This is a genomic window from Paracoccus caeni (genome assembly GCF_016629665.1).
Taxonomy (GTDB): domain Bacteria; phylum Pseudomonadota; class Alphaproteobacteria; order Rhodobacterales; family Rhodobacteraceae; genus Paracoccus; species Paracoccus caeni.
Map to the genome: position 1 here is coordinate 1,106,242 of NZ_JAEPRQ010000001.1, position 26,425 is coordinate 1,132,666.

The 26,425-nt window shown below is 63.3% G+C and carries 29 protein-coding genes; 17 read left to right on the forward strand and 12 right to left on the reverse strand.

The features are described 5' to 3' along the window. Window positions 1-170: 170 nt before the first annotated feature. The 3 genes from JJJ17_RS05250 to JJJ17_RS05260 all read left to right on the forward strand — a co-directional run bounded on the left by JJJ17_RS05250 (window position 171) and on the right by JJJ17_RS05260 (window position 3,938). Window positions 171-1,751 carry a Do family serine endopeptidase gene (locus JJJ17_RS05250; RefSeq protein WP_200684274.1) on the forward strand — a complete coding sequence of 527 codons (1,581 nt, stop codon included), beginning with the start codon at window positions 171-173 and terminating at the stop codon, window positions 1,749-1,751. Window positions 1,752-1,853: 102 nt separating this feature from the next. Continuing rightward, complete coding sequence (locus JJJ17_RS05255) at window positions 1,854-2,177, forward strand: 2Fe-2S iron-sulfur cluster-binding protein (protein WP_200684275.1); 324 nt, start codon at window positions 1,854-1,856, stop codon at window positions 2,175-2,177. Window positions 2,178-2,330: 153 nt separating this feature from the next. Beyond that, window positions 2,331-3,938: an acyl-CoA dehydrogenase family protein gene (locus JJJ17_RS05260; protein ID WP_200684276.1), complete on the forward strand. Its 1,608-nt coding sequence runs from the start codon at window positions 2,331-2,333 to the stop codon at window positions 3,936-3,938. Window positions 3,939-3,941: 3 nt separating this feature from the next. Here the strand turns inward: JJJ17_RS05260 and JJJ17_RS05265 are convergent, their stop codons facing one another. The 3 genes from JJJ17_RS05265 to hisA are packed head-to-tail and all read right to left on the reverse strand — an operon-like array spanning window position 3,942 to window position 7,281. After that, complete coding sequence (locus JJJ17_RS05265) at window positions 3,942-4,862, reverse strand: alpha/beta hydrolase (RefSeq protein ID WP_200684277.1); 921 nt, start codon at window positions 4,860-4,862, stop codon at window positions 3,942-3,944. Between the two features lie 58 nt (window positions 4,863-4,920). Beyond that, entirely contained in the window at window positions 4,921-6,507 is a 1,587-nt protein-coding gene (locus JJJ17_RS05270) for an FAD/NAD(P)-binding protein (RefSeq protein ID WP_200684278.1), read from the reverse strand. Window positions 6,508-6,564: 57 nt separating this feature from the next. Beyond that, window positions 6,565-7,281 carry a 1-(5-phosphoribosyl)-5-[(5-phosphoribosylamino)methylideneamino]imidazole-4-carboxamide isomerase gene (hisA, locus tag JJJ17_RS05275; protein ID WP_200684279.1) on the reverse strand — a complete coding sequence of 239 codons (717 nt, stop codon included), beginning with the start codon at window positions 7,279-7,281 and terminating at the stop codon, window positions 6,565-6,567. Between the two features lie 141 nt (window positions 7,282-7,422). Here hisA and JJJ17_RS05280 point away from each other — a divergent pair, with 141 nt between their 5' ends. From JJJ17_RS05280 to JJJ17_RS05295, 4 genes are all read left to right on the forward strand, one after another. After that, a complete protein-coding gene (locus JJJ17_RS05280) occupies window positions 7,423-7,806 on the forward strand; it encodes a DUF2147 domain-containing protein (protein ID WP_200684280.1) in 384 nt (127 codons plus the stop codon). Between the two features lie 110 nt (window positions 7,807-7,916). Next, on the forward strand, window positions 7,917-8,153 hold the full coding sequence (locus JJJ17_RS05285) for a ribbon-helix-helix domain-containing protein (RefSeq protein WP_200684281.1): 237 nt from the start codon (window positions 7,917-7,919) through the stop codon (window positions 8,151-8,153). Between the two features lie 24 nt (window positions 8,154-8,177). Beyond that, on the forward strand, window positions 8,178-8,957 hold the full coding sequence (locus tag JJJ17_RS05290) for a hypothetical protein (RefSeq protein ID WP_200684282.1): 780 nt from the start codon (window positions 8,178-8,180) through the stop codon (window positions 8,955-8,957). 131 nt (window positions 8,958-9,088) lie between these two features. Continuing rightward, on the forward strand, window positions 9,089-11,254 hold the full coding sequence (locus tag JJJ17_RS05295; protein WP_200684283.1) for a TonB-dependent siderophore receptor: 2,166 nt from the start codon (window positions 9,089-9,091) through the stop codon (window positions 11,252-11,254). Between the two features lie 94 nt (window positions 11,255-11,348). Here JJJ17_RS05295 and JJJ17_RS05300 read toward each other — a convergent pair whose 3' ends face one another. Together JJJ17_RS05300 and JJJ17_RS05305 are read right to left on the reverse strand one after the other, a co-directional pair. Further along, complete coding sequence (locus JJJ17_RS05300) at window positions 11,349-11,732, reverse strand: baeRF12 domain-containing protein (protein WP_200684284.1); 384 nt, start codon at window positions 11,730-11,732, stop codon at window positions 11,349-11,351. A gap of 51 nt (window positions 11,733-11,783) precedes the next feature. Beyond that, window positions 11,784-12,986, reverse strand: a complete 1,203-nt coding sequence (locus JJJ17_RS05305; protein WP_200684285.1) for a pyridoxal phosphate-dependent aminotransferase — start codon at window positions 12,984-12,986, stop codon at window positions 11,784-11,786. Window positions 12,987-13,058: 72 nt separating this feature from the next. Between JJJ17_RS05305 and JJJ17_RS05310 the strand changes: the two genes are divergently transcribed. The 3 genes from JJJ17_RS05310 (at window position 13,059) to JJJ17_RS05320 (ending at window position 14,356) form a co-directional block, all read left to right on the forward strand. Next, the gene (locus JJJ17_RS05310; protein WP_200684286.1) at window positions 13,059-13,409 is read left to right on the forward strand and encodes a helix-turn-helix domain-containing protein; all 351 of its coding nucleotides are present in this window, start codon (window positions 13,059-13,061) and stop codon (window positions 13,407-13,409) included. A gap of 23 nt (window positions 13,410-13,432) precedes the next feature. Continuing rightward, window positions 13,433-13,699, forward strand: coding sequence for a succinate dehydrogenase assembly factor 2 (locus JJJ17_RS05315; protein ID WP_234463876.1), 267 nt, complete (start codon window positions 13,433-13,435; stop codon window positions 13,697-13,699). A 126-nt stretch (window positions 13,700-13,825) separates the two neighbouring features. Further along, window positions 13,826-14,356 carry a MarR family winged helix-turn-helix transcriptional regulator gene (locus tag JJJ17_RS05320; RefSeq protein WP_234463877.1) on the forward strand — a complete coding sequence of 177 codons (531 nt, stop codon included), beginning with the start codon at window positions 13,826-13,828 and terminating at the stop codon, window positions 14,354-14,356. Window positions 14,357-14,392: 36 nt separating this feature from the next. Here JJJ17_RS05320 and JJJ17_RS05325 read toward each other — a convergent pair whose 3' ends face one another. After that, window positions 14,393-14,821 carry a VOC family protein gene (locus JJJ17_RS05325; RefSeq protein WP_200684290.1) on the reverse strand — a complete coding sequence of 143 codons (429 nt, stop codon included), beginning with the start codon at window positions 14,819-14,821 and terminating at the stop codon, window positions 14,393-14,395. A 142-nt stretch (window positions 14,822-14,963) separates the two neighbouring features. Here JJJ17_RS05325 and JJJ17_RS05330 point away from each other — a divergent pair, with 142 nt between their 5' ends. Beyond that, window positions 14,964-15,779 (forward strand): thymidylate synthase, encoded by an 816-nt coding sequence (locus JJJ17_RS05330; RefSeq protein ID WP_200684292.1) that lies wholly within the window; start codon window positions 14,964-14,966, stop codon window positions 15,777-15,779. 4 nt (window positions 15,780-15,783) lie between these two features. Beyond that, complete coding sequence (locus tag JJJ17_RS05335; protein WP_200684294.1) at window positions 15,784-16,260, forward strand: dihydrofolate reductase; 477 nt, start codon at window positions 15,784-15,786, stop codon at window positions 16,258-16,260. Window positions 16,261-16,263: 3 nt separating this feature from the next. Here the strand turns inward: JJJ17_RS05335 and JJJ17_RS05340 are convergent, their stop codons facing one another. The 6 genes from JJJ17_RS05340 to JJJ17_RS05365 form a co-directional block, all read right to left on the reverse strand. After that, window positions 16,264-17,097, reverse strand: coding sequence for an alpha/beta fold hydrolase (locus JJJ17_RS05340; RefSeq protein ID WP_200684296.1), 834 nt, complete (start codon window positions 17,095-17,097; stop codon window positions 16,264-16,266). A gap of 94 nt (window positions 17,098-17,191) precedes the next feature. Beyond that, window positions 17,192-17,980 (reverse strand): enoyl-ACP reductase FabI, encoded by a 789-nt coding sequence (locus JJJ17_RS05345; protein WP_200684298.1) that lies wholly within the window; start codon window positions 17,978-17,980, stop codon window positions 17,192-17,194. A gap of 21 nt (window positions 17,981-18,001) precedes the next feature. Next, entirely contained in the window at window positions 18,002-19,231 is a 1,230-nt protein-coding gene (fabB, locus tag JJJ17_RS05350; protein WP_200684300.1) for a beta-ketoacyl-ACP synthase I, read from the reverse strand. A 22-nt stretch (window positions 19,232-19,253) separates the two neighbouring features. After that, a complete protein-coding gene (gene fabA, locus JJJ17_RS05355; protein ID WP_200684302.1) occupies window positions 19,254-19,763 on the reverse strand; it encodes a bifunctional 3-hydroxydecanoyl-ACP dehydratase/trans-2-decenoyl-ACP isomerase in 510 nt (169 codons plus the stop codon). A gap of 255 nt (window positions 19,764-20,018) precedes the next feature. After that, window positions 20,019-20,885, reverse strand: a complete 867-nt coding sequence (locus JJJ17_RS05360) for a glycosyltransferase family 2 protein (RefSeq protein ID WP_200684304.1) — start codon at window positions 20,883-20,885, stop codon at window positions 20,019-20,021. After that, on the reverse strand, window positions 20,882-21,571 hold the full coding sequence (locus JJJ17_RS05365; RefSeq protein WP_200684306.1) for a hypothetical protein: 690 nt from the start codon (window positions 21,569-21,571) through the stop codon (window positions 20,882-20,884). The genes JJJ17_RS05360 and JJJ17_RS05365 overlap by 4 nt, the downstream gene beginning before the upstream one ends. A 216-nt stretch (window positions 21,572-21,787) precedes the next feature. Between JJJ17_RS05365 and infC the strand changes: the two genes are divergently transcribed. The 5 genes from infC (at window position 21,788) to JJJ17_RS05390 (ending at window position 26,386) form a co-directional block, all read left to right on the forward strand. Next, window positions 21,788-22,327 (forward strand): translation initiation factor IF-3, encoded by a 540-nt coding sequence (gene infC, locus JJJ17_RS05370; protein ID WP_200684828.1) that lies wholly within the window; start codon window positions 21,788-21,790, stop codon window positions 22,325-22,327. A 72-nt stretch (window positions 22,328-22,399) separates the two neighbouring features. Next, complete coding sequence (gene dut, locus JJJ17_RS05375) at window positions 22,400-22,870, forward strand: dUTP diphosphatase (protein ID WP_200684308.1); 471 nt, start codon at window positions 22,400-22,402, stop codon at window positions 22,868-22,870. After that, window positions 22,870-23,922 carry a HesA/MoeB/ThiF family protein gene (locus JJJ17_RS05380; protein WP_200684310.1) on the forward strand — a complete coding sequence of 351 codons (1,053 nt, stop codon included), beginning with the start codon at window positions 22,870-22,872 and terminating at the stop codon, window positions 23,920-23,922. Before dut ends, JJJ17_RS05380 begins: the two co-directional genes overlap by 1 nt. A 28-nt stretch (window positions 23,923-23,950) precedes the next feature. Continuing rightward, entirely contained in the window at window positions 23,951-25,975 is a 2,025-nt protein-coding gene (locus tag JJJ17_RS05385) for a M3 family metallopeptidase (protein ID WP_200684312.1), read from the forward strand. A gap of 108 nt (window positions 25,976-26,083) precedes the next feature. Beyond that, on the forward strand, window positions 26,084-26,386 hold the full coding sequence (locus JJJ17_RS05390; protein WP_200684313.1) for a hypothetical protein: 303 nt from the start codon (window positions 26,084-26,086) through the stop codon (window positions 26,384-26,386). Window positions 26,387-26,425 lie beyond the last annotated feature (39 nt).

Sequence of the window (26,425 nt, forward strand, 5' to 3'; positions counted from 1 at the left end):
GAAACAAGGGCGGATGGCAATCATCCGCCCTTTCTGCAACAAAAGTCACGATCAGTTCACTTTCCGAGAGCGTGGTTTATTTGCAACGCGACGCTTAATCTCCTTCATATCTACACGTCTCCGGACTCCGTCGGGCCCGGTGCAGAATGCGAAAGATGAGGACATCCAGCATGAAGACGCTTTCTCCTCGGTATCTCCTGACCGCCTCGGCCTTGGCCGTCACGGTGGGACTGGGTATCGCCGGTGCGCAAGAGGCGCAGCAGGCTCAGCAGGACGATGTGTCGCCCGAGGCGAGCCAGCGTGCGCAAGAAGCCGCAAACAACAACGAACCGCTTGGTCAGTCTGCCGAACCGGCAGCGCCGGGGCAGGTCATGCCCGACAGCTTCGCCAATCTGGTCGAGCAGGTCGCGCCCGCCGTCGTCAATATCACCACCACCGCCGTCGTCTCGCAGCCGACGCGCGGCGAAGGCGGGCCGATGTTCCCCGAAGGCAGCCCCTTCTCGGATCTCTTCCGCGATTTCGGCATGCCGGATATGGGGCCGGGCGGTCCCGGTTTCGGTGGGCCGGGTATGCCGCAACGCTCGAACGCGCTTGGCTCGGGCTTCGTGATTTCGGCTGACGGCTTCATCGTGACGAATAACCACGTCATCGACGGCGCCGACGAGATCGAGATCGAGTTCTATTCGGGCACCAAACTGCCAGCAGAGGTGATCGGCACCGATCCGAACACCGATGTGGCACTGCTGAAGGTGAAAAGCGACGATCCGTTGCCCTTCGTGCAGTTCGGCGATTCGGACGATGCGCGTGTCGGCGATTGGGTTCTGGCGCTTGGCAACCCGTTGGGGCAGGGCTTCTCGGCCTCGTCGGGGATCGTCTCGGCCCGCAACCGCGAGCTTTCGGGCACCTATGACGACTATCTGCAGACCGACGCCGCGATCAACCGGGGCAATTCCGGCGGTCCGCTGTTCAATCTGAACGGCGAGGTGATCGGCGTGAACACCGCGATCCTGTCGCCGAATGGCGGCTCTATCGGGATCGGCTTCTCGATGGCGTCGAACGTCGTGTCCTCGGTCGTGAACCAGCTTCAGGAATTTGGCGAGACTCGTCGCGGCTGGCTGGGCGTGAAGATTCAGGACGTGACGCCGGATATGGCCGAAGCGCTTGGTCTGGCCGCCAATTCCGGCGCGATGGTCACGGATGTTCCCGATGGTCCGGCCAAGGATGCCGGGATGCGCTCGGGCGATGTGATCACCAGCTTCGACGGCAACGAGGTCAAGGATACCCGCAGCCTTGTGCGCCGCGTGGCTGAAGCGCCCGAGGGTGAAACGGTTGAGGTCGTCGTGCAACGCACCGAAGGCCCCGAGACGCTTGAGGTGACCTTGGGCCGCCGCGAAACCGCCGAGGGTGGCGATGGCGGGCAGGGCACTGAGGGCCCGGCGCAGCCCAGTGCCGAGGAACTTCTGGGCATGAAGCTGGGGCAGATCACGCCCGAGGTGGCCTCGGATATGGGGCTGCCCAACGGCACGACCGGGCTGGTCGTTCAGGAGGTCAATCCTGAAAGCGACGCCGCCGAGAAGGGTCTGGCCCCCGGTGATGTCATCACCGAGGCGGGTCAGCAGCCTGTCACCTCGATCGACGATCTGAAGGCGCGGATTGACGAGGCGCGCGAGGCCGGTCGCAAATCGCTGCTGGTGCTGATCCGTCGCGAGGGCGAGCCGCGCTTTCTGGCTCTTCCGGTCGCGGATTCCTGATCCGCACCGGGCCAAGTGACGACGGGGCGGCCTTCCGGGCCGCCCCTTTTCTTTGCGCCCCGGATGGCCTATCTCGCTTGGCGCAGCAAAGGATACCTAGCCATGGCGAAAATCACCTATATCGAGCATAACGGCACCCGCCACGAGGTTGACGTCAAGCCCGGCATGACGGTGATGGAGGGTGCGCGCGACAATGGCATCCCCGGTATCGACGCCGATTGCGGCGGTGCCTGCGCCTGTTCGACCTGCCATGTCTATGTCGCCCCGGATTGGGTGGACCGCCTGCCCGGCAAAGATCCGATGGAAGAAGATATGCTGGACTTCGCCTATGAGCCGGACCCGGAGCGTTCGCGTCTGACCTGCCAGATCAAGGTGACCGAGGATCTGGACGGGCTGGTGGTGCAATTGCCGGAACGGCAGATCTGACGTCAGACCGACCACCGGCCCAGCCGCGACCGCCATTGCCTGCGGATGCCCGGTTGCGGGTCGGGGCGTGATCCTAGACGGCAGGGCAAGACGGTGTTCTTCCCGACCGATCCGGCCTAGTCTTTCCCCGTCCAGATCTCGGGAGGGGACCGGATGACACAAGGCGGCCAGAGCGAACTGGGCACGCATGAGGTTCTGAACCAGCCCGAACCGGCAGGCGACCGCGATCTCTGGCGCGATGACCCGGTGCTGCGGGCGGCGATTTCCAAGACCGATGAACTCGCGACATATGGTGCCGCGCTTGGCCGCGCCGAATTGGCCGAGGCTGCGCGTGACGCCAACCGATACCCGCCCGAGCTACGCCTTTTCGACCGGGGTGGTCGGCGGCTGGACGAGCTGCATTTCCACCCCGCCTATCACCGCTTCATGCAGCTTTCGACGGCGGCGGGTTATCAGTCCATCGCGTGGCAAGGCACCGGCGGGCATCAGGCGCATGCCGCGATGGTCTATCTGGCCTCGCAGGTCGAGCCCGGCCATTGCTGTCCGCTGACCATGACCAACGCGGCGGTGCCGGTTCTGGCGCAGGCCGATCTGCCGGGTGACTGGCACGGCAAGGCGCTGTCGCGGGACTATGATCCGCGCGTGCTGCCGATGGCAGAGAAGGCGGGGGTCACGCTGGGCATGGCGATGACCGAGAAGCAGGGCGGCTCGGATGTGCGGGCCAATACCACACGGGCAGAACGCGATGGCGCGGGCTGGCGGCTGACCGGGCATAAATGGTTCTGCTCGGCCCCGATGTCGGACGGTTTTCTGACGCTGGCGCAGACCGACAAGGGGCTGACCTGCTTTCTGGTGCCGTGGTGGCTGGAGGATGGTCGCAACGGCATCCAGATCCAGCGGCTGAAGGATAAGCTTGGCAATCGCAGCAACGGCTCGGCCGAGATCGAATATCACCGCGCCTTCGCGTGGCAGGTGGGCGGTGAGGGTGACGGCATCCGCACCATTGTCGAAATGGTCCATCACACCCGGCTGGACACGGCCATCGCGCCCGCCGGTTTGATGCGTGCCGCGCTGCGCGAGGCGCATCACTGGATCGCCCATCGCAGCGCCTTTCAGAAGCGGTTGATCGACCAGCCGCTGATGCGCGCGGTGATGGCCGATCTGGCGCTGGACTGGCAAGGCTCGCTGATGCTGGGGCTTGAGGTGGCGCGGGCCTTCGACGGCGAAAGCGATCACGACCGCAGCTTTGCGCGGATCGGCGTTGCCTTGGCGAAATACATCGCGAACAAACTGTGCCCGCTGGTCGTGGTCGAGGCGATGGAGGTGTTGGGCGGCATGGGCTATGTCGAGGATACGCCGCTGCCCATGCTTTACCGAGAGGCGCCGTTGAACGGGATCTGGGAAGGCTCGGGCAATGTGATCTGCCTTGACGTGCTGCGGACGCTGGCCCGCGATCCTTTGGCATCCGAGGTGCTGTCGGCGCGGTTCGAGGCGGCGGCAGGTCTTGATCCGGGTTTTGCCGCTGCGGTTCGCGATCATCGCGCGCGCTGGAAGCACGGCGTCCCCGAGGCCGAGGCGCGCTGGTTCGCCGAGCGGACGGCGCTGCTTCTGACGGCGGCGGCCTTGTTGCAGGCGGGGGACCCGAATGCCGGGGCTTTCCTGCGCACCCGACTTGGCGGCGAACATGGTCGTATCAGTGGCTCGATGCCGCAGGGCATGGCCGACGCGGTTCTGGCGCAGGGCTTTCCGTTCGAGGGGTGAAGCTCAGAGAGGCCGGCCCAGATGCAGCCTCAGCGCTTCCAGTGCGGCAGGCTCGACCAGCGAGCCATGGGTTTCATCAGGATGCGGGCTGTAGGTGACATTCAGCCCGTCCAGCCGTGACAGGTTCTCGATCAGACGGGGTGTGTCCGTGCGCGGGGCCGCTCTGCCGCCATCGGATCGGCGGCCCGAGGTCGAGATCAGCAGATCGCGCGCCGGCTCCAGCCTGCCGCCCGCAGCGGCGATGCCGCCCGCGAAGGCTTCGGCCTCGCGCAGCGCCTCGTTCGCGTTCCACCAGATCGAGGGATCGGCGGCGACGTAGCGCGAAAACAGCGTCGGGCGCGCGAAAAGGACGTGCAGCGCGAAGAGACCGCCAAGCGAATGACCGAACAGCGTCATATTGCCGGGATCGATCTTCACGCGCTGGTGCAGGCCGGGCAGGATCGCGGTTTCGATCTGGCGCAGATAGGCGCTGCGGCCGCCGGTCCTGTAATCGCCCGGACCACGCCCGGTGAAATGCGCAGGCTCGACCGGCTGCATCTCGGGTGAGGTCAGGTCGAACATCCGCCGCTCCATATGGATGCGGGATTTGATCGGATAGCCGATGCCGACCAGTACGACGGGCGCATCGGGTGCCTCGCGTTCACGGTGGTGCCAGAGCCGAGGGAACAGCGAATTGCCGTCCAGCGCGACCAGCGCCGAATAGCCGTTCTCGGGCGCGGGGGCCGAGGGCAGGCCGATGAAAATCCGCCAATTGCCGTCGTCGGGGCCGATCTCGAAACTGCTGACGCGGGGATCGTCGATGATCTCGGCGGGGCGATCGGCGTCCGAGCGCGCGGGCTGCGCCGTGGCCTTGCTGACGCGTCCGGCAGAGGCCAGCAGGCCAAGGCTGGCAAGAACTGCGCGGCGGTCGGGCAGGAAGGGCATGGGGCACCTCGGACGTTGCGACGGTGGTAGCCGTCCCGGCATGGTGGGGCAAGCGTGGTCAGGTTCGGGCCAGAACCGCCTTGGCCCAGCGGTCGGCGGTGGCACCGAAGCAATCATGCAATGAATCGACCGCAATGACGCTGCCAATCGCCATGCGACCCAGAAGCGACAGGCCCGGCGCCACCCGGCCATCGGCATCGGTCCTTGCACCCAGCCCATCGGCGAAGGGCTTGATATGCCCCTTTTTGAGCAGTCCCGCCAGCAACGGATCGCTGACCTTCGCCAGATCGGGAGAGGGCAGGACGGCATCGACCATGATCCCGGTCGCACTGTCGGGATCGTCGCGGTCAAGCTGCCAGCCGTCGGGCGTCGTGGTCACGTCATCCTCTCCGGCGATGCGGGGCTGAACCAGCCCGGCCTCGATCAGGGTCAGCAATTCGGCGGCGCTTTCGACCGGCGGGCCGTAGGAATAGCGCTTCAGCCCCTCATCGAAGCCGATGATCGCCTTCGCGGTTTCGGGCGCGATCCGGGCGGGATTGAAACCCTTCCGCAACTCGTTCTGCCATTTTCGCATCAACTGTCCGGTGACATAGCCGGGCGAGGGCGGTGCTGTGCCGTTCGCCTCGGCCAGACCGGAGCGAAGCGCGCTGGCGGTGTCGCGGCTGTCCTGCGTGCCGGGATCGGTTTTCTCGGTCTCCAGCCAGTCGTGAAGCGCATCCACATCGCCGCCGGTCTGGCGAAGGATACGGGTGGCGGGGGTCACGAAAGCCGCGCAAAGGCGGTTTGTGGCGTCATCGGACCCGCCGCGGATCGCCGTTTGCAGGGCATCGCGGAAGGCGGCGGTTTCGGCCTCGGTCGGCTCGAATAGTGCATCCAGCGCGGCATTGGCGGGTTTCGGGATCGGCGGTTGACCATCGGGCGAGAAGGGGATGATCCGCGACGGCTCGCGCCCTGAGGGGTGATAGCGGCCATCCTTGAACCGCCCGCCAAGACCGATGGTCATCAGGCGCATCACATCCAGCGTCGAGAGGCCAAGGCCACGGATCGCCACCACCCGCCCGGCCCAGTTCTGCGCTGCATCAAGCAGCCGCGTGCCGGGATAGGCGTTCAGCAGCTCGGCAGGGGATGTTGCCGCATGATCCTGCCAGCCGCGTAGCTGATCGTCGGGCAGGCTTTCCGGCTGGCCCTGCGTCAACAGAACTTCATCATAGGGGCCGTGGATGCGGCCCGCCTCGATATGCCAACGGTTGCCGACACGATGCAAAGCGGTCGCTCGGTTTCGGATCACGCGCAGATGCAGGGAAGTGGTTGCGAGGGCGTTGAACCGGGCCGCCAGATAGCTGCCGATCTCGGCGCGGGGCGGGTAGCGTTCGGGCGATGCAAGCGCCGGGGCCAGCCAGTCGGTGAGATCGGGAAAGGCGGAGGCTTGCCCCAGATCGAGATTGCGCAAAGGCAGGTTCAGCAGCATCAGCGGACTGTCATCCGGCATGAAATTCGGGCCTGCGCCGGGATCGCTGTCGGGGTCGAAGATGTCGATGCCGACCGGGTGATCCGAGTGCTTCAGCCGCCGCGCCAGCGCCTCCAGCGCCCCAAGCGCGCGGGGTCCTGCGCCGATCACGGCAATGCTGATCCTGTTGTCGTCCATGCTGCCCCCGGCTCCGATCCGCAGATCAACGCGGCAGGGCCGGGCAGGTTGCAGGGGCTATTTCAGCGCGGCCAGCGCCTCGGCCAGATCGATCGCCCCGTCATAGAGCGCCCGGCCAGAGATCGCCCCGGCAATCACCCCGGTCGCATCCAGCGCCTTCAGGTCCGCCATCGACGACACCCCGCCCGACGCGATGACCGGGATCGAGACGGCGCGGGCCAGTGCCTCGGTCGCGGCGACGTTCGGGCCCTGCATGGCGCCGTCGCGGTCAATATCGGTGTAGATGATGGCCGCGACGCCCGCATCCTCGAACTGGCGGGCAAGATCGGTCGCCATCACGTCGGTCTCGGTCGCCCAGCCTCGCGTGGCGACACGCCCGGCGCGGGCGTCGATGCCGACCGCGACCTTGCCGGGGAAGGCGCGGGCAGCCTGACGAACCAGATCGGGGTCTTCGACGGCAACGGTGCCAAGGATGACCCGCGACAGCCCGCGCGACAGCCAGCTTTCAATGGTCGCCATGTCGCGGATACCGCCGCCAAGCTGGGCGGGGACGGTGATGGCCGACAGGATCGCCTCGACCGCGCCCGCATTGACCGGATGGCCCGCAAATGCGCCGTTCAGATCGACCAGATGCAGCCATTCCGCGCCCGCATCCTGAAACGCCCGCGCCTGCGCCGCCGGATCGGTGCCGAAGACCGTCGCCGCCTCCATCTCGCCGCGCAACAGGCGCACGCAATTGCCGTCTTTCAGGTCGATGGCGGGGTAGAGGATCATCTGGCGGCCTTTCAGCGAGGGGATCGCGCCCCCTTTGCCACGGGCCGGGCCGGAACGGAAGGCCGGTTCGACCTCACGTCACGCTTGCCAGAAGTGGCGGCGACAGCGCAGCATCCCTGCGTATCCTGAGGAGGAGCATTCATGCGCAAATTCATCATCGCCGCCGCATTCGCCCTTGCGGGCACGGCGGCCACCGCCGACCCGATCGAGGGCATCTGGCAGACGCAACCGGACGAGGGCGCCTTTGCCTATGTCAATATCGCCCCCTGCGGCGGTGCCTTCTGCGGCACGATCACCCGGACCTTCAAGGATGGTGCGGAATTCCAGTCGCCGAATGTCGGTCGTCAGATCGTCATCGACATGGCGCCTCAGGGCGGTGGCGAATATCGCGGGCAGGTGTGGCGTCCGGCGAATGACAAGGTTTACAACGGCAAGGCCAGTGTGGCGGGCGACCGGATGAGCCTGTCGGGCTGTGTCGCGGGCGGGCTGATCTGCAAAAGCCAGACCTGGGCGAAAATCCAGTAATGAAACGCATCGGGAATGCCCGCGCTGCGGGCGTTCCCTGATCTGAACTGAATTGTTTGTATTTTTGAAAGCTTCATGAGACCATCCCTTTGTCATCAGGGAGATAGGTCATGAGCAAGGACGGCGAGAACGATTCCCTTCACCGGACGTTGGACCGGCTGGTCGAGCAGGGCGGTTATCAGAACCGCTCGGACGCGCTGGATGCCCTGTTGGGGGCGGTGGCGCAGCAGACCGGCGCCGCAGAGGTGAAAGTTCCGCCCGCATCCGCGCCGCAGGGGCCCAAAGGCGGCACGGGTGGTCAGGTCATCATCCCGCTGGAACTGCCCAAACAGGGCTTTGCGGATTAATCCTCGACAGGGACGGTGAGCGGGATGGGCGATGCGTCACCTGATATCTATGCCGGTTCGCGCAAGGAACTGCGCGAGACCGTCAAATGGTATGTTGCCGCGCTGACGGGACTGGGCGCGATCCTTGCGGGCGGTATCTCTTTCGCGGTCATCCCCGATCTGTCGGGCGGCTATCTGCTGCTTGGTGCATTGCTGGGCATTGCGGCGCTGGTCGCGGTGCTGATTGGATTATGGCGGGTTCAGGCGCTGCTTTTTTCATCTGCTTTCGGCGTTTCAAAGCTGACCGATACCCGCATTGCAACCGACCTTGCGCCGCATCTGAAGGAACTGCTGCCGGGTGATGTCGCCGATATGGCGGCGCTTGAGAAGATGCTGGAGGACGAGGAAAAGCAGTCGCCGCCCAATCTGGCCGAAATCAAGCGGCTGGAAGATTTGCGCACGAAAGTGGTGGGCTTTGCCGCCTTTCAGGATCTGGAATACCGGATGCGGCGGACCAATCGCTGTTTGCTGACACTCTTCTGCGTGACCTGTGCGCTTCTGGCGGTGCTGACCTATCTGCACGGACAGGCCAAGATAGCTGCCGCAGGCGGGACCGGATCGGCCATCGACTTCATGCCCCAGGGCGGCTGGAGCGCCTATGCCGAAGGGCTTGAAGACGCCTGTCCGCTTCCGTCCAGCGGCATCTTTCCGGCCATCGGCAAGCCCAACCAGCCGGTCGAGGGTTGGTGGATGATTACCCTCAACGGTCCGGTTTGCAGGGGCGTAACCATCGCCGTCCCGGAGGCTGTGGTCAGGCGGCCATAGCGTCTGCGGCCCTACCGGCGGAACCTGACGCATGACGTTCACGTCGTCTTGAGCATGGATGACATTCTTGTTATCGCCGCGCCAAAGCAAGCATTTGCCAGCCGACAACCCTTTCATCGGATTGTGCTGCGATGTCCTTGCCCCCTCTCTCCATCCTTCGCGGATTGCTGACCTCGACCCTGATTTCGACGGGTTTCGTCTTACCGGCCGCCGCACAGACCAGCACGGCGGAACAGCCTATCCTGCTTGACACGATCACGCTTGGCGTCGTGGACGACACCCTGACCGAAGGGACCGGCAGCTATGACGCGGGTGCCGCCGAAACCGCGACCGGCCTGCCGCTGAGCATTCGCGAGACACCGCAATCGGTCAGCGTCGTCAGTCAGCAGCGCATCACTGATCAGGGGCTGAATTCGACGCTGGACGCGCTGTCCTATACGACCGGCATCAATGCTTCGAGCTACGAGACCGACCGTGACAGCATCAGTGCGCGCGGCTTCTGGATCGGGAACTATATCATCGACGGGGTGAAGGTGCCGACCTATCAGGGCTGGTTCTCTGGCGTGTCGGTGCATTCCTCGACCGCGACCTACGACCATATCGAGGTGCTGCGCGGCGCGACCGGCCTTTTGACCGGGACAGGCGAGCCGGGCGCGGCAGTGTCGATCACCCGCAAGCGCGCCAGCAGCGATGTGGCGGGCGGCACGGTCGAGTTGCGCTATGGCAGTTGGAACCGGCTGGGCGGGACGCTTGATCTGTCGCAACCGTTAAGCGGCGACGGGCGCGTGCGCAGCCGTCTGATCGTGGATGTGGCCAGCGAAGAGTCCTTCGTCGATCGCTACAGCGTCGAGAAGCAGACCTATTATGGCACGATCGAGGCCGATCTGACGTCTTCGACACGGCTGAGCTTCATCCTTGAACACCGCAACCACGATCCGCGCGGATCGACCTGGGGCGGGATTCCGCTGATCTTCTCGGACGGCACGCCGACGGATTTCGACCGCAACTTCTCGCACGCGCCGGAATGGGCCTATTGGGCCAGTCAACAGACCTCGCTGATCTCGCGGCTGGAGCATGAATTCGACAACGGCTGGAAGGCGACCGCCAATCTGGGTGCAACCTGGCGGAAATATGATGCCGATCTGGTCTATTACTCGGGCGAGCTTGATCCGGTTACCGGGCTTGGCATGATCGGCGGGGCGTGGGCGGGCAGTGACCGCAACAAGCTGCTGTCGCTGGACGTGAAGATGACCGGCCCGGTCGAGTTGTTCGGGCGCAGTCATACGCTGAATTTCGGCGTGCAGGCCGACCGCGACTGGATGAAGCGCGACTGGCCGGAAGCGATTGATGAACCGAAACCGCCGGTCAATTTCCTTGATTTCGACGGCACCTATCCGCGTCCGGTCTGGGCCGAATCCGACGAGGATTGGCAGGTCAACCGCACCACCTATTCGGCCTATGGATCGGGCCAGTTCAACCTTTCCGACCGGCTGAAGCTGGTGATGGGCGCCCGCTATACCGATTGGAGCGGGAACATGTATTTCGAATACGGCGAGGGCTATCGCAAATTCAAGCATGTCACGCCTTTCGCCGGGCTGGTCTATGACCTCAGCGACGAATGGTCGGTCTATGCAAGCTATACCGATGTCTTCCAATCGCAGGACTATCGCGACCGCAACGGCAAATATCTGGACCCGCTTCTGGGCCGGAACAAAGAGATCGGTGCCAAGGGCGAGTTGATGGATGGCCGGGTGACAGCATCGCTGGCGTTGTTTGAAAGCTATCAGGACAATTTCGGCGTTGAGGATGCCGGCCACACGATCCCCGGATCGCCGGAACCTGCTTATATCGGCGTGGACGGAATCGTCTCGCGCGGGGTGGAGATCGAGGTGAATGGGGAAATCCAGCCGGGCTGGAACCTGTTCTTCGGCGCCTCCACAGTGAAGTTGCGCGACCAGAACGACGATACCTTCCAGCCCTGGGAGCCGACGCAGACGGTCAAGCTGTTCAGCACCTACAAGATGCAGGGCGCGCTAAGCGATCTGACCGTTGGCGGTGGTTTCCGTTGGCAGAACGACACCTATCAGGACGTGACCAATTCCACCGGGACCTATCGCACCCATCAGGGTTCCTTCGCGGTGGTTGATGTGATGGCGCGCTATGACATCAATGACCGCTGGTCGGCGCAACTGAACGTCAACAACCTGTTCGACAAGCATTACTATTCGGGAAGCTGGGGCGAGATCGACTTTGGCAATCCGCGCAATGCGACCCTGTCTGTGACCTCGACGTTCTGAGCGCAAAGAGGTCAGGCGTGGTTACGTCGCCGTAAAATGCAAAAGATCGGCGGGCCGGATTTTCTGCCCGCCGATCAGATCCCGTAGCGGGCGTTCAGGCCAGCGCGCCCTCGATCGCTTTCACGTCAGAGTTGGTCAGGTTCTTCGCCAGTTCCTTCCGCAGCCGATACTGCAATTCCTTGTGGTAACGCTTGCGCATGATGCCAAGGGTCGCCGGATCGGCGATGATCGCCAGATCCTCGAATTTCTGCTTCAGCGCCAATGCGTTCAGATGATCGGCAAGCTGCGCCGGAAAGGCAGTGTCTTCGTCCTCGTTGACCGAACCTTCGTCGGTCACCGCACCGGGCGGTTCCTGATCAAGATCCTTGCGTGTCAGCTTCTCCGCCTCGCCCAGTTCGACCCCGTGACGGGCGATATTGCGGAACAGGACTGCTGACTGCCCGTCGGCAACCACGACAAGCGCGTTCTCGGATAGCATTCTTTGACCTCCTTCGTTGCTGCTCACGTCTCTCAACGCGGCGGCAGGCGGTCAGTTGCACCCTTCGCAGAACCGGCGGATTCGTGCGACCGCCTCGGTCAATTGTGCATCGCTGGTGGCATAGCTGATCCTGAAATGCGGGCTGAGGCCGAATGCCGCGCCAAAGACAACCGCCACGCCGGTCTCTTCCAGCAGCGCATTGGCGAAAGCCTCGTCATCCGCGATGGCGGTGCCCGCGGCAGAGGTTTTGCCGATCAGCCCCCGGATCGAGGGATAGACATAGAACGCGCCCTGCGGGGTCGGGCAATCGATGCCGGGACAGTCGTTCAGCCCCGCGACCACCAGATCACGCCGACGCTGAAACACCGCGCGGCTTTCGGCAATATAATCCTGCGGCCCGTTCAGCGCCGCCTCTGCCGCATATTGGCCGATGGACGAGGGGTTCGAGGTCGATTGCGATTGCAGCATCGCCATCGCCTTGATCAGCGCTTCCGGCGCGGCGCCATAGCCGATGCGCCAGCCGGTCATTGCATAGGCCTTGCTGACCCCGTTCATGGTCAGGACGCGATCCTTCAGCTTCGGTTCTACCTGCGCCGGTGTGGCGAATTCGAAACCGTCAAAGACCAGATGCTCGTAGATGTCATCGGCCAGAACCCAGACCTGCGGGTGGCGCAGCAAAACATCGGTCAGCGCCTTGATCTGATCATGATCATAGGCCGCACCCGAGGGATTCGACGGCGAATTGAGGATCAGCCACTTGGTCCGGGGGGTGATCGCTGCCTCCAGCGCCTCGGCTGTCAGCCGGAACCCGTCCTCGATGCCGCATTCGACGATGACCGGCGTGCCGCCCGCAAGGATCACCATATCGGGATAGCTGACCCAGTAGGGTGCGGGGATGATCACCTCATCGCCTTCGTTCAGGGTCGCGAGAAGCGCGTTGAACAGGATCTGTTTGCCGCCGGTGCCGACGCTGATTTCGGAGGGTTTATAGTCCAAACCATTCTCGCGGCTGAACTTTTCGCAAATGGCTCGCTTCAGCGAGGGGGTTCCGTCAACCGCGGTATAGCGCGTGTGACCTGCATCGATGGCGGCCTTGGCGGCGTCGCGGATGGTGGACGGCGTGTCGAAATCCGGCTCACCCGCCGACAGGCCGATGATATCCTGACCCTGTGCGCGCAGCTCTGCCGCGCGGGTCGTCATGGCGATGGTGGGCGATGGCTTGATGCGGGCCAATCGGTCGGACAGGAAACCCATGTCGTCCTCGTCGGTTTGTAATACGTGCCACAATCACTTACGCTGCGCCGAAAAGACCTACAAGCGAGGCGAATGATGTCAGACTACTACGGGTATGGACCTGATGAGGCAACGCTGGGCGACCGCCTGACGGCCGCGCGCGAAGCTGCGGGTTATACCGTTGAACAGATGGCCGAACGTCTGGGCCTTGGCGTTGACACCATCGAGGGGTGGGAGGTCGATCAGGCCGCCCCAAGCGATGAGGGTCTGGGCCGGATCGCGATCCTGCTGAGCGTCTCCGCCGACTGGCTGCAGCGGGGCGAGGGCGCCGGTCTGGTGACGCCCGATGCCGACGATCTTGCCACGGAGCTTGTAGAGCTTCGCCGCCTGCTGCAAGAGGCTTTGCAGCGGCTGACGCGGTTGGAAGGGCAAGTGAATCAATGACGGCGGAAAGCCACGAGACGCGGATGCGTCGCCTGAAGCTTCGAAGCTGGCGGCGGGGCATGAAAGAGATGGACCTGATCCTGGGCCATTTCGCCGATGGTCCATTGGCCGGGCTGAGCACGTTCGATCTGGACAGCTACGAGGCGGTTTTGGACGAGAATGATCAGGATTTGTATCTGTGGCTGACGGCCCGGATCAATCGCGGCGACCAGACCGGCCCGGCGGCGCTTGCGCCGATGCTGGACCTTATCGCCGATTTCGCCCAGACGCGGCTGCGCCCGGCAGGCTGATTCTGTCAGGCGGGGCCGGTCTCGCTAAAATTTTCAGCATTGAGCGGTGGCAAGTTCGGTCAAATTAACCTCAGATTCGTGTTTCTGCGCGATGACGGTTTGGTGACGAACTGAATTAGGAATGCCATGGCCATGCTTTCACCTGCATCGCGCGACATCCACCAGCTTGCCGATCCCCGGCTGGTGCCGGATCTTTCTGAAACGACCGACGCCTATCTGGATTCGCTGCAATTGCTGGAACGGATGCACCGGCTGATGCTGGATCTGGTGAAGGACGAATTCGAACGTCTGAACCGCAACGATCTGACCCCGGTTCAGGCGATGATCCTGTATAATCTGGGCGAATCCGAGGTTTCGGCGGGCGAGCTTCGATCTCGCGGCATGTATCAGGGCTCGAATGTCAGCTACAATCTGAAGAAGCTGGTCTCGATGGGCTATGTCCATCACGAACGCAGCGATCTTGACCGTCGCTCGGTCCGGGTTCGGTTGACCGATACCGGGCTTGTGGTGCGCGAACTGGTGCATCGCATGTTCCTGCGCCATGCCGAGGGGCTGGCGATGTCGGGCATTCTGGAAGACCCGCCGCTTTATCAGGTGAACCTGCAAAGCCGCCGGATCGAACGCTTCTGGGGCGAACAAATCCGCTACATTTATTAGCAACCGCGCCGCCTTTTCGGCGACGCGGCGGTGAGGTTACCAGTGGCCGGTATTTTCCATGCTGGCCCAAGGTTCCTGCGGCGGCAGATGGTCGCCCTCTTGCAGGATCTCGATCGAGATATTGTCGGGGCTGCGCACGAAGGCCATGTGACCGTCGCGCGGGGGGCGGTTGATGGTGACGCCTGCATCCATCAGCTTCTGGCAGATCTCGTAAACATTCTCGACCCGATAGGCCAAATGCCCGAAATGGCGACTGTCCGAGGGCAGGCCTTCATCACCGTCCCAGTTATAGGTCAGCTCGACCGGACATTCCGGTTGATCGGGCGGCGCCATGAAGACCAGCGTGAAGCGGCCCTTTTCATTCTCGGTGCGGCGGGTTTCGACAAGACCCAGCAGGCTGAAGAACTCCATCGTCTTCTCCAGATCCTTCACACGGACCATGGTGTGCAGATAGCGGATTTTCATGCGGGCTCCTTACTGTGTTGCCGGTGTCGGTGTCAGATTGGCATGTGGCGCGGGGCGTGGCAAATCGGGCCTCACCGCTCGACAGCGGCGGCGTTTTCATGGCAGAACCGGACTCCATCGGGTGCGGCGACAGGGGACAGGGATGCAGCAATATCTGGACGCGCTGAGGACCGTGCTGCGCGAAGGCACCGAATCGACCGACCGCACCGGCACCGGCACTATCTCGCATTTCGGGCTGCAAAGCCGCTATTCCCTGTCAGACGGTTTTCCGCTGGTTACGACGAAGAAACTGCATCTGCGCTCGATCGTTCATGAACTGCTGTGGTTCCTGTCGGGCGACACCAACATCGCCTATCTCAAGGAAAACGGCGTCTCGATCTGGGACGAATGGGCGGATGAGAAGGGCGATCTTGGTCCGGTTTACGGCCACCAATGGCGGCATTTCCCCGCGATCCGCGAAGGCGAAAGCGGCCCGATCATCGGCGAGGTCGATCAGATCGCCAAGCTGGTCGAGGCGATCCGCAAGACCCCTGACAGCCGCCGCCTGATCGTCTCGGCCTGGAACCCCGGCGAGATCGACCAGATGGCGCTGCCGCCCTGCCATACGCTGTGGCAGGTCCGCATTATCGGGCGAAAGATGCATTTGCAGCTTTACCAGCGCTCGGCGGATATGTTCCTTGGGGTGCCGTTCAACATCGCCTCCTATGCGCTGTTGCTGGCGATGCTGGCGCATGTGACGGGATATGAGGCGGGCGATTTCGTTCATTCCATCGGTGACGCGCATATCTATCTGAACCACATGGATCAGGTGAAAACGCAGCTTGAACGCGATCCGAAACCGCTGCCGAAGCTGGAACTGACGCGAGAGGTCGGCTCGATCTTCGATTTCCGGTATGAGGATTTCCGCTTCGCAGGCTACGACCCGGCCCCGGCGATCAAAGCCCCGGTGGCGGTGTGACCCGATGCTGACCCTGATCGTCGCCCGTGCAAGGGATAATGCCATCGGCAAGGACAACCAGATCCCGTGGCACATCCCGCAGGATCTGAAGATGTTCCAGCGAGAGACGACCGGCGGTGCGCTGATCATGGGGCGGCTGACATGGGACAGCCTGCCTGTCCGCCCGCTGAAAAACCGCCTGAATTGCGTGCTGTCGCGGCAATCCGACATTGCCGAGCATGTCTTTCCAGATACCGCCTCTGCGATCCGCTTTTGCGAAGGGCAGGGGCATTTCCGTATCTACGGTATCGGCGGCGAGGCGGTTTTTCGTGAGATGCTGCCCATCGCCGACAGACTTCTGCTGACCGAGGTTGATATCGAGGTTCCCGGCGCAGAGGCCTATTTTCCGCCTTTCACCGAAGATGACTGGCAGGAAATCACCGCGCAGGCGCTGGAGTCCGAGCCGAAAGCCGTGGTTCGGGAACTGATCCGCCGTCGCTAAGGCTCAGGCGGCGCGGATCGCCGCGATCCAGTCGTTGATGGCGGCAAGGCTTTCCGGCTCATCCAGCCACGGCACATGCGCCCGGTCTGGTACCTCAGCATAGATCAGATCGGGACGACGGGCCTTCATCTCATCCGCCACCGCGCGCGACAGCAGATCGGAATTGGCCCCGCGGATCAGCGCGACCGGGAAACCCGCAGTCGCCGCCCAAAGCGGCCACAGATCGGGCGTTTCGCCCTGAAACGCGGCCAGAAACGCCTCTCGCAAAGCCGGATCATACTTGATCCGCAGCCCTTCGGGGGTCTGATCGTAATGTTTCTGCGCATCGGCCAGCCAGCGACCATCGGGCACATTGGCAAAGCCCGGCATCGCCGCAGGCAGCCGTTCGGCCAGCGCCTCGTAGGTCTTGGCCGAGGGGTTCCGCCCGACATAGTCGAAAATCCGCTCCAGCCCGGCGCGTTCGATCACCGGCCCGACATCGTTCAGAGATAGCCCCAGCAATCGATCATGTGCCACCGCCGCCAAAAGCAACCCGATCAGCCCACCGCGAGAGGTGCCCAGCACCGCCGCCCGCGTCACTTCCAGATGATCCAGCAGTTCCAGCGCATCCCGCCCCTCGATCGGAACGGTATAGGTCTCGGCCCCGGTATAGGCCGATTGGCCGCGCCCGCGATAATCCATGCGGATCAGCCGAACCCCCTCAAGATAAGGCGCGACATAGTCGAAATCCGCCATGTTCCGCGTCAGGCCGGCAAGACAAAGAACCGGCAACCCCTTGCCCTGATCCGTATATGCGATCCGCGCCCCGTCACTTGCCTGAAAGAAGCCGACACTCATCTGCATTGGTCCTCAAATATTCCGCGGGGGGTCGCCGGTTGGTGCGCCACTGGTTCGAGAACCAGCCGGCGACGGGGCGCGAAGCCCCCGGCCTTTACAGGTTCTCGCTCTGCGGCATGCCCAGAACGTGATAACCGCCATCGACTAGCACCACCTCACCCGTGGTGCAGGCACCCCAATCCGACAGCAACCAGACCGCCGTGCCGCCAATTGCGTCCAGCGTGGCATTGGCACGCAGGGGCGCGTTCGCCTCGGTATGGCGGAAGGTCTTGCGGGCACCACCGATGGCCGCGCCTGCCAGCGTTTTCATCGGGCCGGGGCTGATCGCGTTCACCCGGATTCCGTCCGGGCCAAGGTCGTTGGCCAGATACCGGACCGAGGATTCCAGCGCCGCCTTGGCCACGCCCATGACGTTGTAGAAGGGCGTCACCCGGTTCGAGCCGCCATAGGTCAGCGTGATCAGCGACCCGCCATCGGCCATCAGCGGATGGGCGCGGCGTGCCACCTCGATCAGCGAATAGCACGAAATTTCAAGGCTGTGCTTGAAGTTCGCCCGGCTGGTATTCAGGAACCGGCCGGTCAGTTCGTCCTTGTTGGAAAAGGCGATGGCGTGGATCACGAAATCCAGCTTACCCCAACGCGAGCCGATCTCGCTGAACGCCGTATCCAGCGAGGCGTCGTCGGTCACGTCCACATCCAGCAGGAAATCCGAGCCAAGCGATTGTGCCAAAGGCAGAACCCGCTTGCCGAACGCATCGCCCTGATAGGAAAAGGCAAGCTCGGCACCTTGCGCCGCAGCGGCTTTGGCAATGCCCCAGGCGATGGAGTGGTCATTGGCGACCCCCATCACAAGGCCGCGCTTGCCTTTCAGAAGATCGCCCATATTCATCCCCTCGGGTCTGTGTCAGTCGCGATATTTCGACATCAGCAGGGTGGCATTGGTGCCGCCGAAGCCGAAGCTGTTCGACAGGACCGAATCCAGACCGGCATTGTCCACGCGAGTCGTCGCAATCTCGCCCGGCTGGATCTCGGGGTCCAGCGTGCCGACATTCGCCGATGCGGTGATGAAGTCATTTTGCAACATGAGCAGACAATAGATCGCCTCATGCACGCCCGTCGCGCCAAGACTGTGCCCGGTCAGCGACTTGGTCGAGCTGACGGGCGGGGTATTCCCCTCGCCAAAGACCCGGCGCAGCGCCTTGATCTCGCCCACATCGCCCACCGGTGTCGAGGTGCCATGCGCGTTCACATAGCTGACCTTGCGGCCTTCCGGCAGGGTGTCCAGCGCCAGACGCATCGACCGTTCGCCGCCTTCGCCCGACGGGGCAACCATGTCATAGCCGTCCGAGGTCGCGCCATAGCCGGTGACTTCGGCATAGATTTTCGCGCCGCGGGCAAGGGCGTGCGACAGTTCTTCCAGAACCACCACACCACCGCCGCCTGCGATGACGAAGCCGTCGCGGGTGGCGTCATAGGGGCGGGACGCGGCTGTGGGGGTGTCGTTGTATTTCGACGACATCGCGCCCATCGCGTCGAAAAGACAGGACAGGGTCCAGTCCAGTTCTTCGCCGCCACCTGCAAAGACGATATCCTGTTTGCCCATCTGGATCTGCTCGACGCCATTGCCGATGCAATGCGCGCTGGTCGAACAGGCCGAGGTGATCGAATAGTTGACGCCCTTGATCTTGAACGGCGTCGCCAGACAGGCCGAGTTAGTGGATGACATGCAGCGCGTCACCATGAACGGGCCCATCCGCTTGGGGCTACCCTTTTCGATGACGATCTGATGGGCGTCGAAGAAGTTCGAGGTGGACGGTCCACCCGATCCGACGATCAGCCCGGTGCGCGGGTTCGAGACATCGCTTTCCTCAAGCCCGCTATCCTTGATCGCCTGTTCCATGGCGATGAAGTTATAGGCCGCACCCGGACCCATGAAGCGCAGGTTGCGCTTGTCGATATGATCTTCAAGCACGATCTGCGGCATGCCGTGGATCTGGCTGCGGAAGCCGTGTTCGGCATATTCGGGGGCAAAGACAATGCCGGAACGTCCGGCGCGCAGGCTGTCGGTAACCTCTTCGGCATTGTTGCCGATGGGCGAGACGATACCAAGCCCGGTGATGACGACGCGTCTCATGGGGGCCTCCTTATAATTGAGGTTAGCTGGCCGACAGGGCGACTTTCATGTCCTTGACCAGGTAGATGGTTTCGCCATCCGCCTCGACGCGGCCATCGGCCACGCCCATGGTCAGGCGACGAGTCTGCACGGCCTTTGTGAAATCGACGTGATAGCGCAGCATCTTGCGGTCGGGACGGACCATCCCGGTCAGCTTGACCTCGCCCACGCCAAGCGCATAGCCGCGACCCTGCCAGCCGCGCCAGCCCAGATTGAAGCCGGTCAACTGCCACAGCCCGTCAAGGCCAAGGCAGCCGGGCATGATCGGGTTGCCGGGGAAGTGGCAGGGGAAGAACCACAGATCGGGGTTGATATCGAATTCAGCGACGACATGACCTTTGCCATGTTCGCCACGATCTTCGGAAATATCGGTGATGCGATCCATCATCAGCATGGGCGGTTCGGGCAATTGCGCATTGCCGGGGCCGAACAGCTCTCCACGCGCACAGGCCAGAAGGTCTTCGCGGTCAAAGCTGGTTTGCGTCATCGCCATGCGGGTCTTGCCTTTCGTGTCGGCTCGCGGGCCGGATCTGGTTCATCACAACGTAGTGTTCAAGTTGACGTTTCGTCTAGCATCCCGTTCCTTGCCCGTGCAAGTGCGGCCGCTTTCTTCTGGAACGCTGCGCCTCATATGGGGAAGCCTGCTGTCGCCTGCCAGTATTCAGCGGCTTATTCCTTTGAAGCTTCGCCACGCAGGCATTTCATCCAACTATGGCAGGCGTCCGGATCGGTGTGACAGAAGGTCGCGTCAGAACCATTGCCCCGATTCCATCAGCCCCAGTTCCAGCAATTGCTGGGCGCGCCAGTCGAAGGGTCGGGAATTGCGCCAGACGAAACTGTGGATCGACTCGCGCGATCCCGGATTGGTCACCAGCGCCTTCGCCACCCGGAAAGACGCGATTGCCGCCGTCAGATTGTGGTGCCAGGGGCAGGAATAGGTGTTGTATTCCTCGATATTGAAGCGGTGATCGGGGGTGATGCGCAAATTCTGGGTGCTGCGGAACAGCGCGATACGGTCGATGCGGCGGCGGTCGGCGGGCAGATGTTCCTCGAACCGCCAGCGTAATCCGCCGTGGAAATTCAACTGCCGCTCCAGATGTACGCCGTCGGGGCCGGGACGACCTAGCGCGAAATAGCCGGTGCTGTCGAACATCGCGGAATCAAGGCTGATCGCGTCGGGGTAGACGGCCAGATCCGGGGCGTAAAGGTCGATAACATAGGTCAGCATCGCCGCCCGCCGTTCCTCGACATGGAAGCTCAGCAATTCGCCGATACTGCGGCTTTCCGAGAAGGGGAAGAACAGAAACTCGGCATTGTAGCAGTAATATAGCCATGTGCCGGGCGGCACCGCCTCGATCACCGCATTGACCGCGCCGGTATGGGCATCGGGCTGGCGCGTGTCCCAGATGACGTTGGTGACAAGGGGGGAAAGATCGTCGGGGATCGGCACCGGCTCGGGCGAGAGGGCAAGAATATGGCGAAAGCCAAGTGCTGCGTGATGCGCCAATGTCTCGGCGATCGCCTTTGCATCCTCGATCAGGATCAGGGCTAACGGCCCGCGCGACAACGCCTCGGGCCGTTTGTCCAGAAAATGCCTGAGCGAGGGCGTGGTCACTGCATCACGGCCTTGACCTGATCCAGTGCCGAGCGCAGCAGATCGGGATTGTTGCCCGCACTTTGGATCAACCGGCGCAGCGTGGCCTTTTGCGTTTCAGGGATTTGCGAGGCGTCGATCAACTCGATCGCGCGGCCTGCATCGAAGCCTTCTGGCGTCAGCAGCGCCTCGATCTGGCCGGCGGTGGCGGCGGCGGTTGCGGCTTCCTGCGTGGCGGCGGCGGCATCCTGCGCTGCGGTCGCGGCTTCTTCCGCGGCGTCCTGCGTGCCCGAGACGATGTCGCCCGCAGCATTGGCTGCGGCATCGGCGGCGCGGTCTGCAGCTTCCAGCGCAGCTTCGGCTGCGGCCTCGGCCTCGGTCGCGGCGACCCCGGCGGCCTCGACCCCGGCTACTTCGGATGCGCGAACCGCCTCTGCCGCAGCATCGGCGGCCATGGCAGCGGCGTCGGCAGCGGCATCCGCCGCAGCGCCCGCGGCCTCGGTCGTCGCAGCATCATCATCGGCTTCGGTCACCGCAGGTTCTTCGGCAGAAGTCCCGGCGGGCGCTTCCGGCGCGGCAGTCTCGGGAGTGGCGGTCTCGGGCGTGGAAGGGGCCTCGGCGCCGTCAGTGGCGGGCTGATTCTGCCACCACCACCAGCCGCCAATTGCAACCGCAAGAATCACGAGCAGGGAAAACAGCTTGCGCATCGGGACGAATTCTCCAAGAAACCGGTTCACATCGTCTATCGCACAGGGGCGCGCCCCGGAAAAGCGGTTCGACGTTCCGAACATGGTCCGGAACGTGGCCAGATTGTCGCGTTAACCTTTATTGAGCGACTGATTCGACTTCAAATCCGGTTGAACTACCCGGCTTCTGCGCTTATTTTCCGTCTATTCCAAAAAGGCTATCAAAGGAGCAACGCCATAGCCCGTCGACCGCACAACGCACCGCCCACCCGTGACACCGGCCCCCGCGTCAATGAACGCATCCGTGTGTCCGAAATCCGCCTGATCGGCCCTGATGGAGAGAATGTCGGCGTCGTGCCGCCCTCCGTGGGTTTGCAGATGGCCGTAGATGCCGGGCTGGATCTGGTCGAGATTTCGCCGAACGCGACCCCTCCGGTCTGCAAGGTCATGGACCTCGGCAAATTCAAATACGAACAGCAAAAACGTGAAGCCGAAGCGCGCAAGAAGCAAAAGATCATCGAGATCAAGGAGATCAAGTTCCGTCCGGGGACCGATACCCATGACTACGATGTCAAGATGCGCAGCGTGGTGAAGTTTCTGGAAGGCGGCGACAAGGTAAAGGTGACCTTGCGCTTCCGTGGCCGCGAAATGGCCCACCAGGATCTGGGGCTGGAACTTCTGAACCGGGTCAGGGATGATATCGGTGAATTGGGCAAGATTGAATCGATGCCCAAGCTGGAAGGCCGCCAGATGGTGATGATGATCTCGCCCCGCTAAGGCGGTTCGCGACATCGGAGACGACCGGGCCGCGCTGGCATAAGCCGCGCGGCCTTTGCTTTGAGGGAACATATGCAAGACACGCCACGTATCAGGATCAAGCGCCTGCCGGAATCCGATCACGACCAACCCTTGCTCGCCTATGCAACACCGGGCGCGGCAGGTGCCGATCTGCGCGCGAATTTCCCCGCAGCTTCGCGGGACGGTGTGACGCTGGAACCCGGTCAGCGGGCGTTGATCCCGACAGGTCTGGTGCTGGAGATCCCGGAAGGCTGGGAGGTGCAGATCCGCCCCCGTTCGGGCCTTGCACTGAAGCATGGTATCGGCCTGCCGAACAGTCCTGGCACCATCGATTGCGATTATCGCGGCCCCCTGGGCGTGATCCTGATCAATCTGGGGCAGGAGCCTTTTCTGGTCACGCATGGCGAGCGTATCGCCCAGATGGTCGTCGCTCGCGCACCGCAAGCCGTCTTCGAGGAAGTAACCGAGGTCAGCGAGACCGCTCGTGGCGCAGGCGGTTTCGGGTCCACGGGACGCGGCTGATGTCCGGTCTGGCGCTGCTGCTGGTTGTCGGGGCGGCGGGGCTGTTTTTCGGCCTGCCGCGCCGGTTGATCGCAGCGGTGCTGGCGCTGATCTGGCTGGCCATCGTTCTGCTGCATCTGACCTCGCCGCAAGCGGGGGCGATGTTTGGTGGTTCCCTACGAGGCTGGCTGTTCGGCGGGGTGTTGGCAGTACTGGTCGTTGCATATCGCGTGGGTCTTGGCTGGCTTCGCCGCAATGCGATTGCCGGGCAAGAACCGCCTCAACAAGCTGCCGATACCGGCCTGACCGATCCCGAGCTTGACCGCTACGCCCGCCATCTGGTGCTGCGCGAAATCGGCGGGCCGGGGCAGATGAAGCTGCGGCAGGCGAAGGTGCTGGTCGTTGGGGCTGGCGGGCTTGGCGCGCCGGTCTGCCTTTATCTCGCGGCGGCGGGTGTGGGGCGGATCACGGTCAGCGATGGCGATACGGTCAGCGTCTCGAACCTCCAACGGCAGGTGATCTTCCAGACCCGCCAGCGTGGTGAGATGAAGGCCGATGCTGCCGCCGCGAACATGGCCGACCTGAACCCTCACGTTGAGATTACGCCCGTTACCCGCGCGCTGACCGACACCGATCTGCCGCTGATCGCTGGGCATGATCTGGTCCTTGACGGCACCGACAGTTTCGCCACCCGCGATCTGGTGAACCGGCTTTGCGTCGAAGCCGAAGTGCCGCTGCTCTCCGGGTCCATCGCGCAGTGGGAGGGGCAGGTGACGCTTTACGATCCAGCCCGTGGCGCGCCCTGTCTGGCCTGCATCTTTCCCGAACCGCCAGCCCCCGGCCTTGCCCCCGCCTGCGCCGAGGCGGGTGTCGTTGGTCCGCTTCCCGGCGTCATCGGCAGCATGATGGCGCTTGAGGCGATCAAGCATCTGACCGGCGCGGGGCAGGGGCTGGCCGGGCGGCTGCTGCTGTTTGACGGGCTTTACGGCGAAACCCGGATGATCGGAATTTCCCGACGCGCGAATTGCCCGGTTTGCGGATCGGCTCTGGAAGCTACCCCGAAAGCCACATAGGTTTCCGGCAACCGAAAGGATTGCCGCGATGAACCCAGAACTGACGCAATGGACCGGCCCGGAAGGCCTTCCCCGCTTCGACCTGATCAATGATGCCGATTTCGCCCCTGATTTCGAGGCTGAACTGGCCGCCGCCGAAGCCGCGATCGAGGCCATCGCCGCCAATCCCGAAGCCCCGAGTTTCGAAAATACCGTCGCCGCGCTGGAAACGGTCGAGGATCGTCTGAACCGGCTGCTGTCGATCTTCTACAACCTCTCTGGCGTCGACTCGAACCCGGCCCGGCAAGAGTTGCAGCGCAAATTCGCCCCCGTGTTGGCCGATTACGGCAGCCGCGTGAACATGGACCCGCGCCTTTACGCGCGTGTCGCCGCTGTATGGGAACAGGCGGACAGCCTTGCCCCTGAGGATCGCCGGATCACCGAACTGACGCTTCGCAATCTGAAACGTGCAGGCGCTGGCCTGACCGGCGAGGCGCGCGACCGCATGGCCCAGATCAGCGCCCGTCGCGCCGTGCTGACCACGCAATTCTCGCAGAACGTGCTGACGGATGAGCGGGATTATGTCCTGCCCATCGCTGATGACCGACTGGCAGGCTTGCCCGACTGGCTGGTTCGCTCGATGCGGGCGGCGGCGAAGGAACGTGGGCTTGATGGGCAGATCGTGACGCTGAATCGGTCGCTGATCGTGCCGTTTCTGGAATATTCCGAGGATCGGGCGCTGCGCGAGGTGGCGTTCAAGGCATGGACCGCGCGCGGCTCGGGGCAGGGCGCGGGGGGAGAGGCGACCGACAACCTGCCGCTGATCGCCGAAATCCTTGCGCTGCGGAATGAACGGGCAAGGCTTCTGGGCTATCCCGATTACGCCGCCTACCGGCTGGAGCCGGAAATGGCGGGCACGGCAGAACGGGTCGAGGATCTGCTGATGCAGGTCTGGGAGCCCGCCACCCGCCGCGCCGCCGAGGATCAGGAAAAGCTGACCGCGATGCTGCGCGACGATGGCGTCAATGGCGCGCTCGAGCCGTGGGATTGGCGCTTCTACGCAGAAAAGCTGCGGGCGCGCGAACATGATTTCGATGCGGCGGTGGTCAAACCCTACCTGACGCTGGACGCGATGCTGGGCGCGGTTTTCGACGTGGCGCACAGGCTGTTCGGGTTGGAGTTCCAGCCGTTCACCGCGCCTTTGTGGGCACCGGATGTTCGGGCGTGGCGGGTGACGCGCGGCGGCAAGCTGATGGCGATCTTCGTCGGAGATTATTTCGCGCGGCCGACCAAACGTTCCGGCGCATGGTGCTCCACCCTGCAAGGCCAGCACAAGATCGGCGAGGGGCAGCGGCCTATCGTCGTCAATGTCTGCAACTTCACCCCGCCCGAGGAACCGGGCGCGCCCGCCTTCCTGTCATGGGACGATGCGCGGACGCTGTTTCACGAATTCGGCCATGCGACGCATCATATCCTGTCGGATGTGACCTGGCCCTCGATCTCGGGGACATCGGTGGCGCTGGATTTCGTGGAACTGCCCAGCCAGCTTTACGAACATTGGCTGGAACAGCCGCAGGTGCTGGACGCCCATGCGCGGCACTATGAAACCGGAGAGCCGCTGCCTGCCGATCTGCGCGACCGTCTGCTGGCCGCGGGCAAGGCGGATGCGGGGTTCGGAACGACCGAATATCTGGAAAGCGCGCTGGTCGATCTGGCCTTCCATCGGGGTGCGCCTGCGACGGATGCAATGGCGAAACAGGCCGCGGTGCTGGACGCCCTGAACGCCCCGCCCGCGATTCCAATGCGCCATGCAACGCCGCATTTTGCCCATGTTTTCAGCGGCGAAGGCTATGCGAGCGGCTATTACAGCTATATGTGGTCGGAAGTGATGGACGCCGACGCTTTTGCGGCGTTTGAAGAAACCGGCGACATCTTCGACCCGGAAACGGCAAGGCGGCTGGAGCAGACGATCCTGTCCAAAGGCGGATCTTCGCCTGCTGACGAACTTTGGATCGCCTTCAGGGAACGCATGCCGGGGGTCGATGCGTTGCTGAGAGGGCGCGGTCTGATCTGACCGGCTCTTCTCTGCAGGGAGACGGAAGATATGAAGATCAGAAGGCGGCTTATGGTGCTTTCTACATTGGCAATTGCCGCCTGTGTGCCCGAGTCCGCCGAGGACAGCATGGCAGGACCAAGCGATTCGACGCTGCCGGTCGTTGACGGGGTCTATAATCTGGATGCTGCCGAATGCGGCAATCAGAACTCGATGACCCGGCTGCGGGTGCAGGGCGATACGTTCCGCTTTTACGAATCGGAATGCACCTTTGGCCGCAAGGGCGGTCAGCCGAATGCGTCCGAAGGCACGCTGATGTGTCTGGGGGAAGGCCAGCGCTTCAACCGCGATATTCGGATGGAAGCGCAGGCGAATGTTCTGCGCATTATCGAGAATGATGCGAAGCTGGATTATTCCCGCTGTCCCGCCTGAGCGGGCAAGCCCCTATTTCCCGAAAAACCGATGATCCGA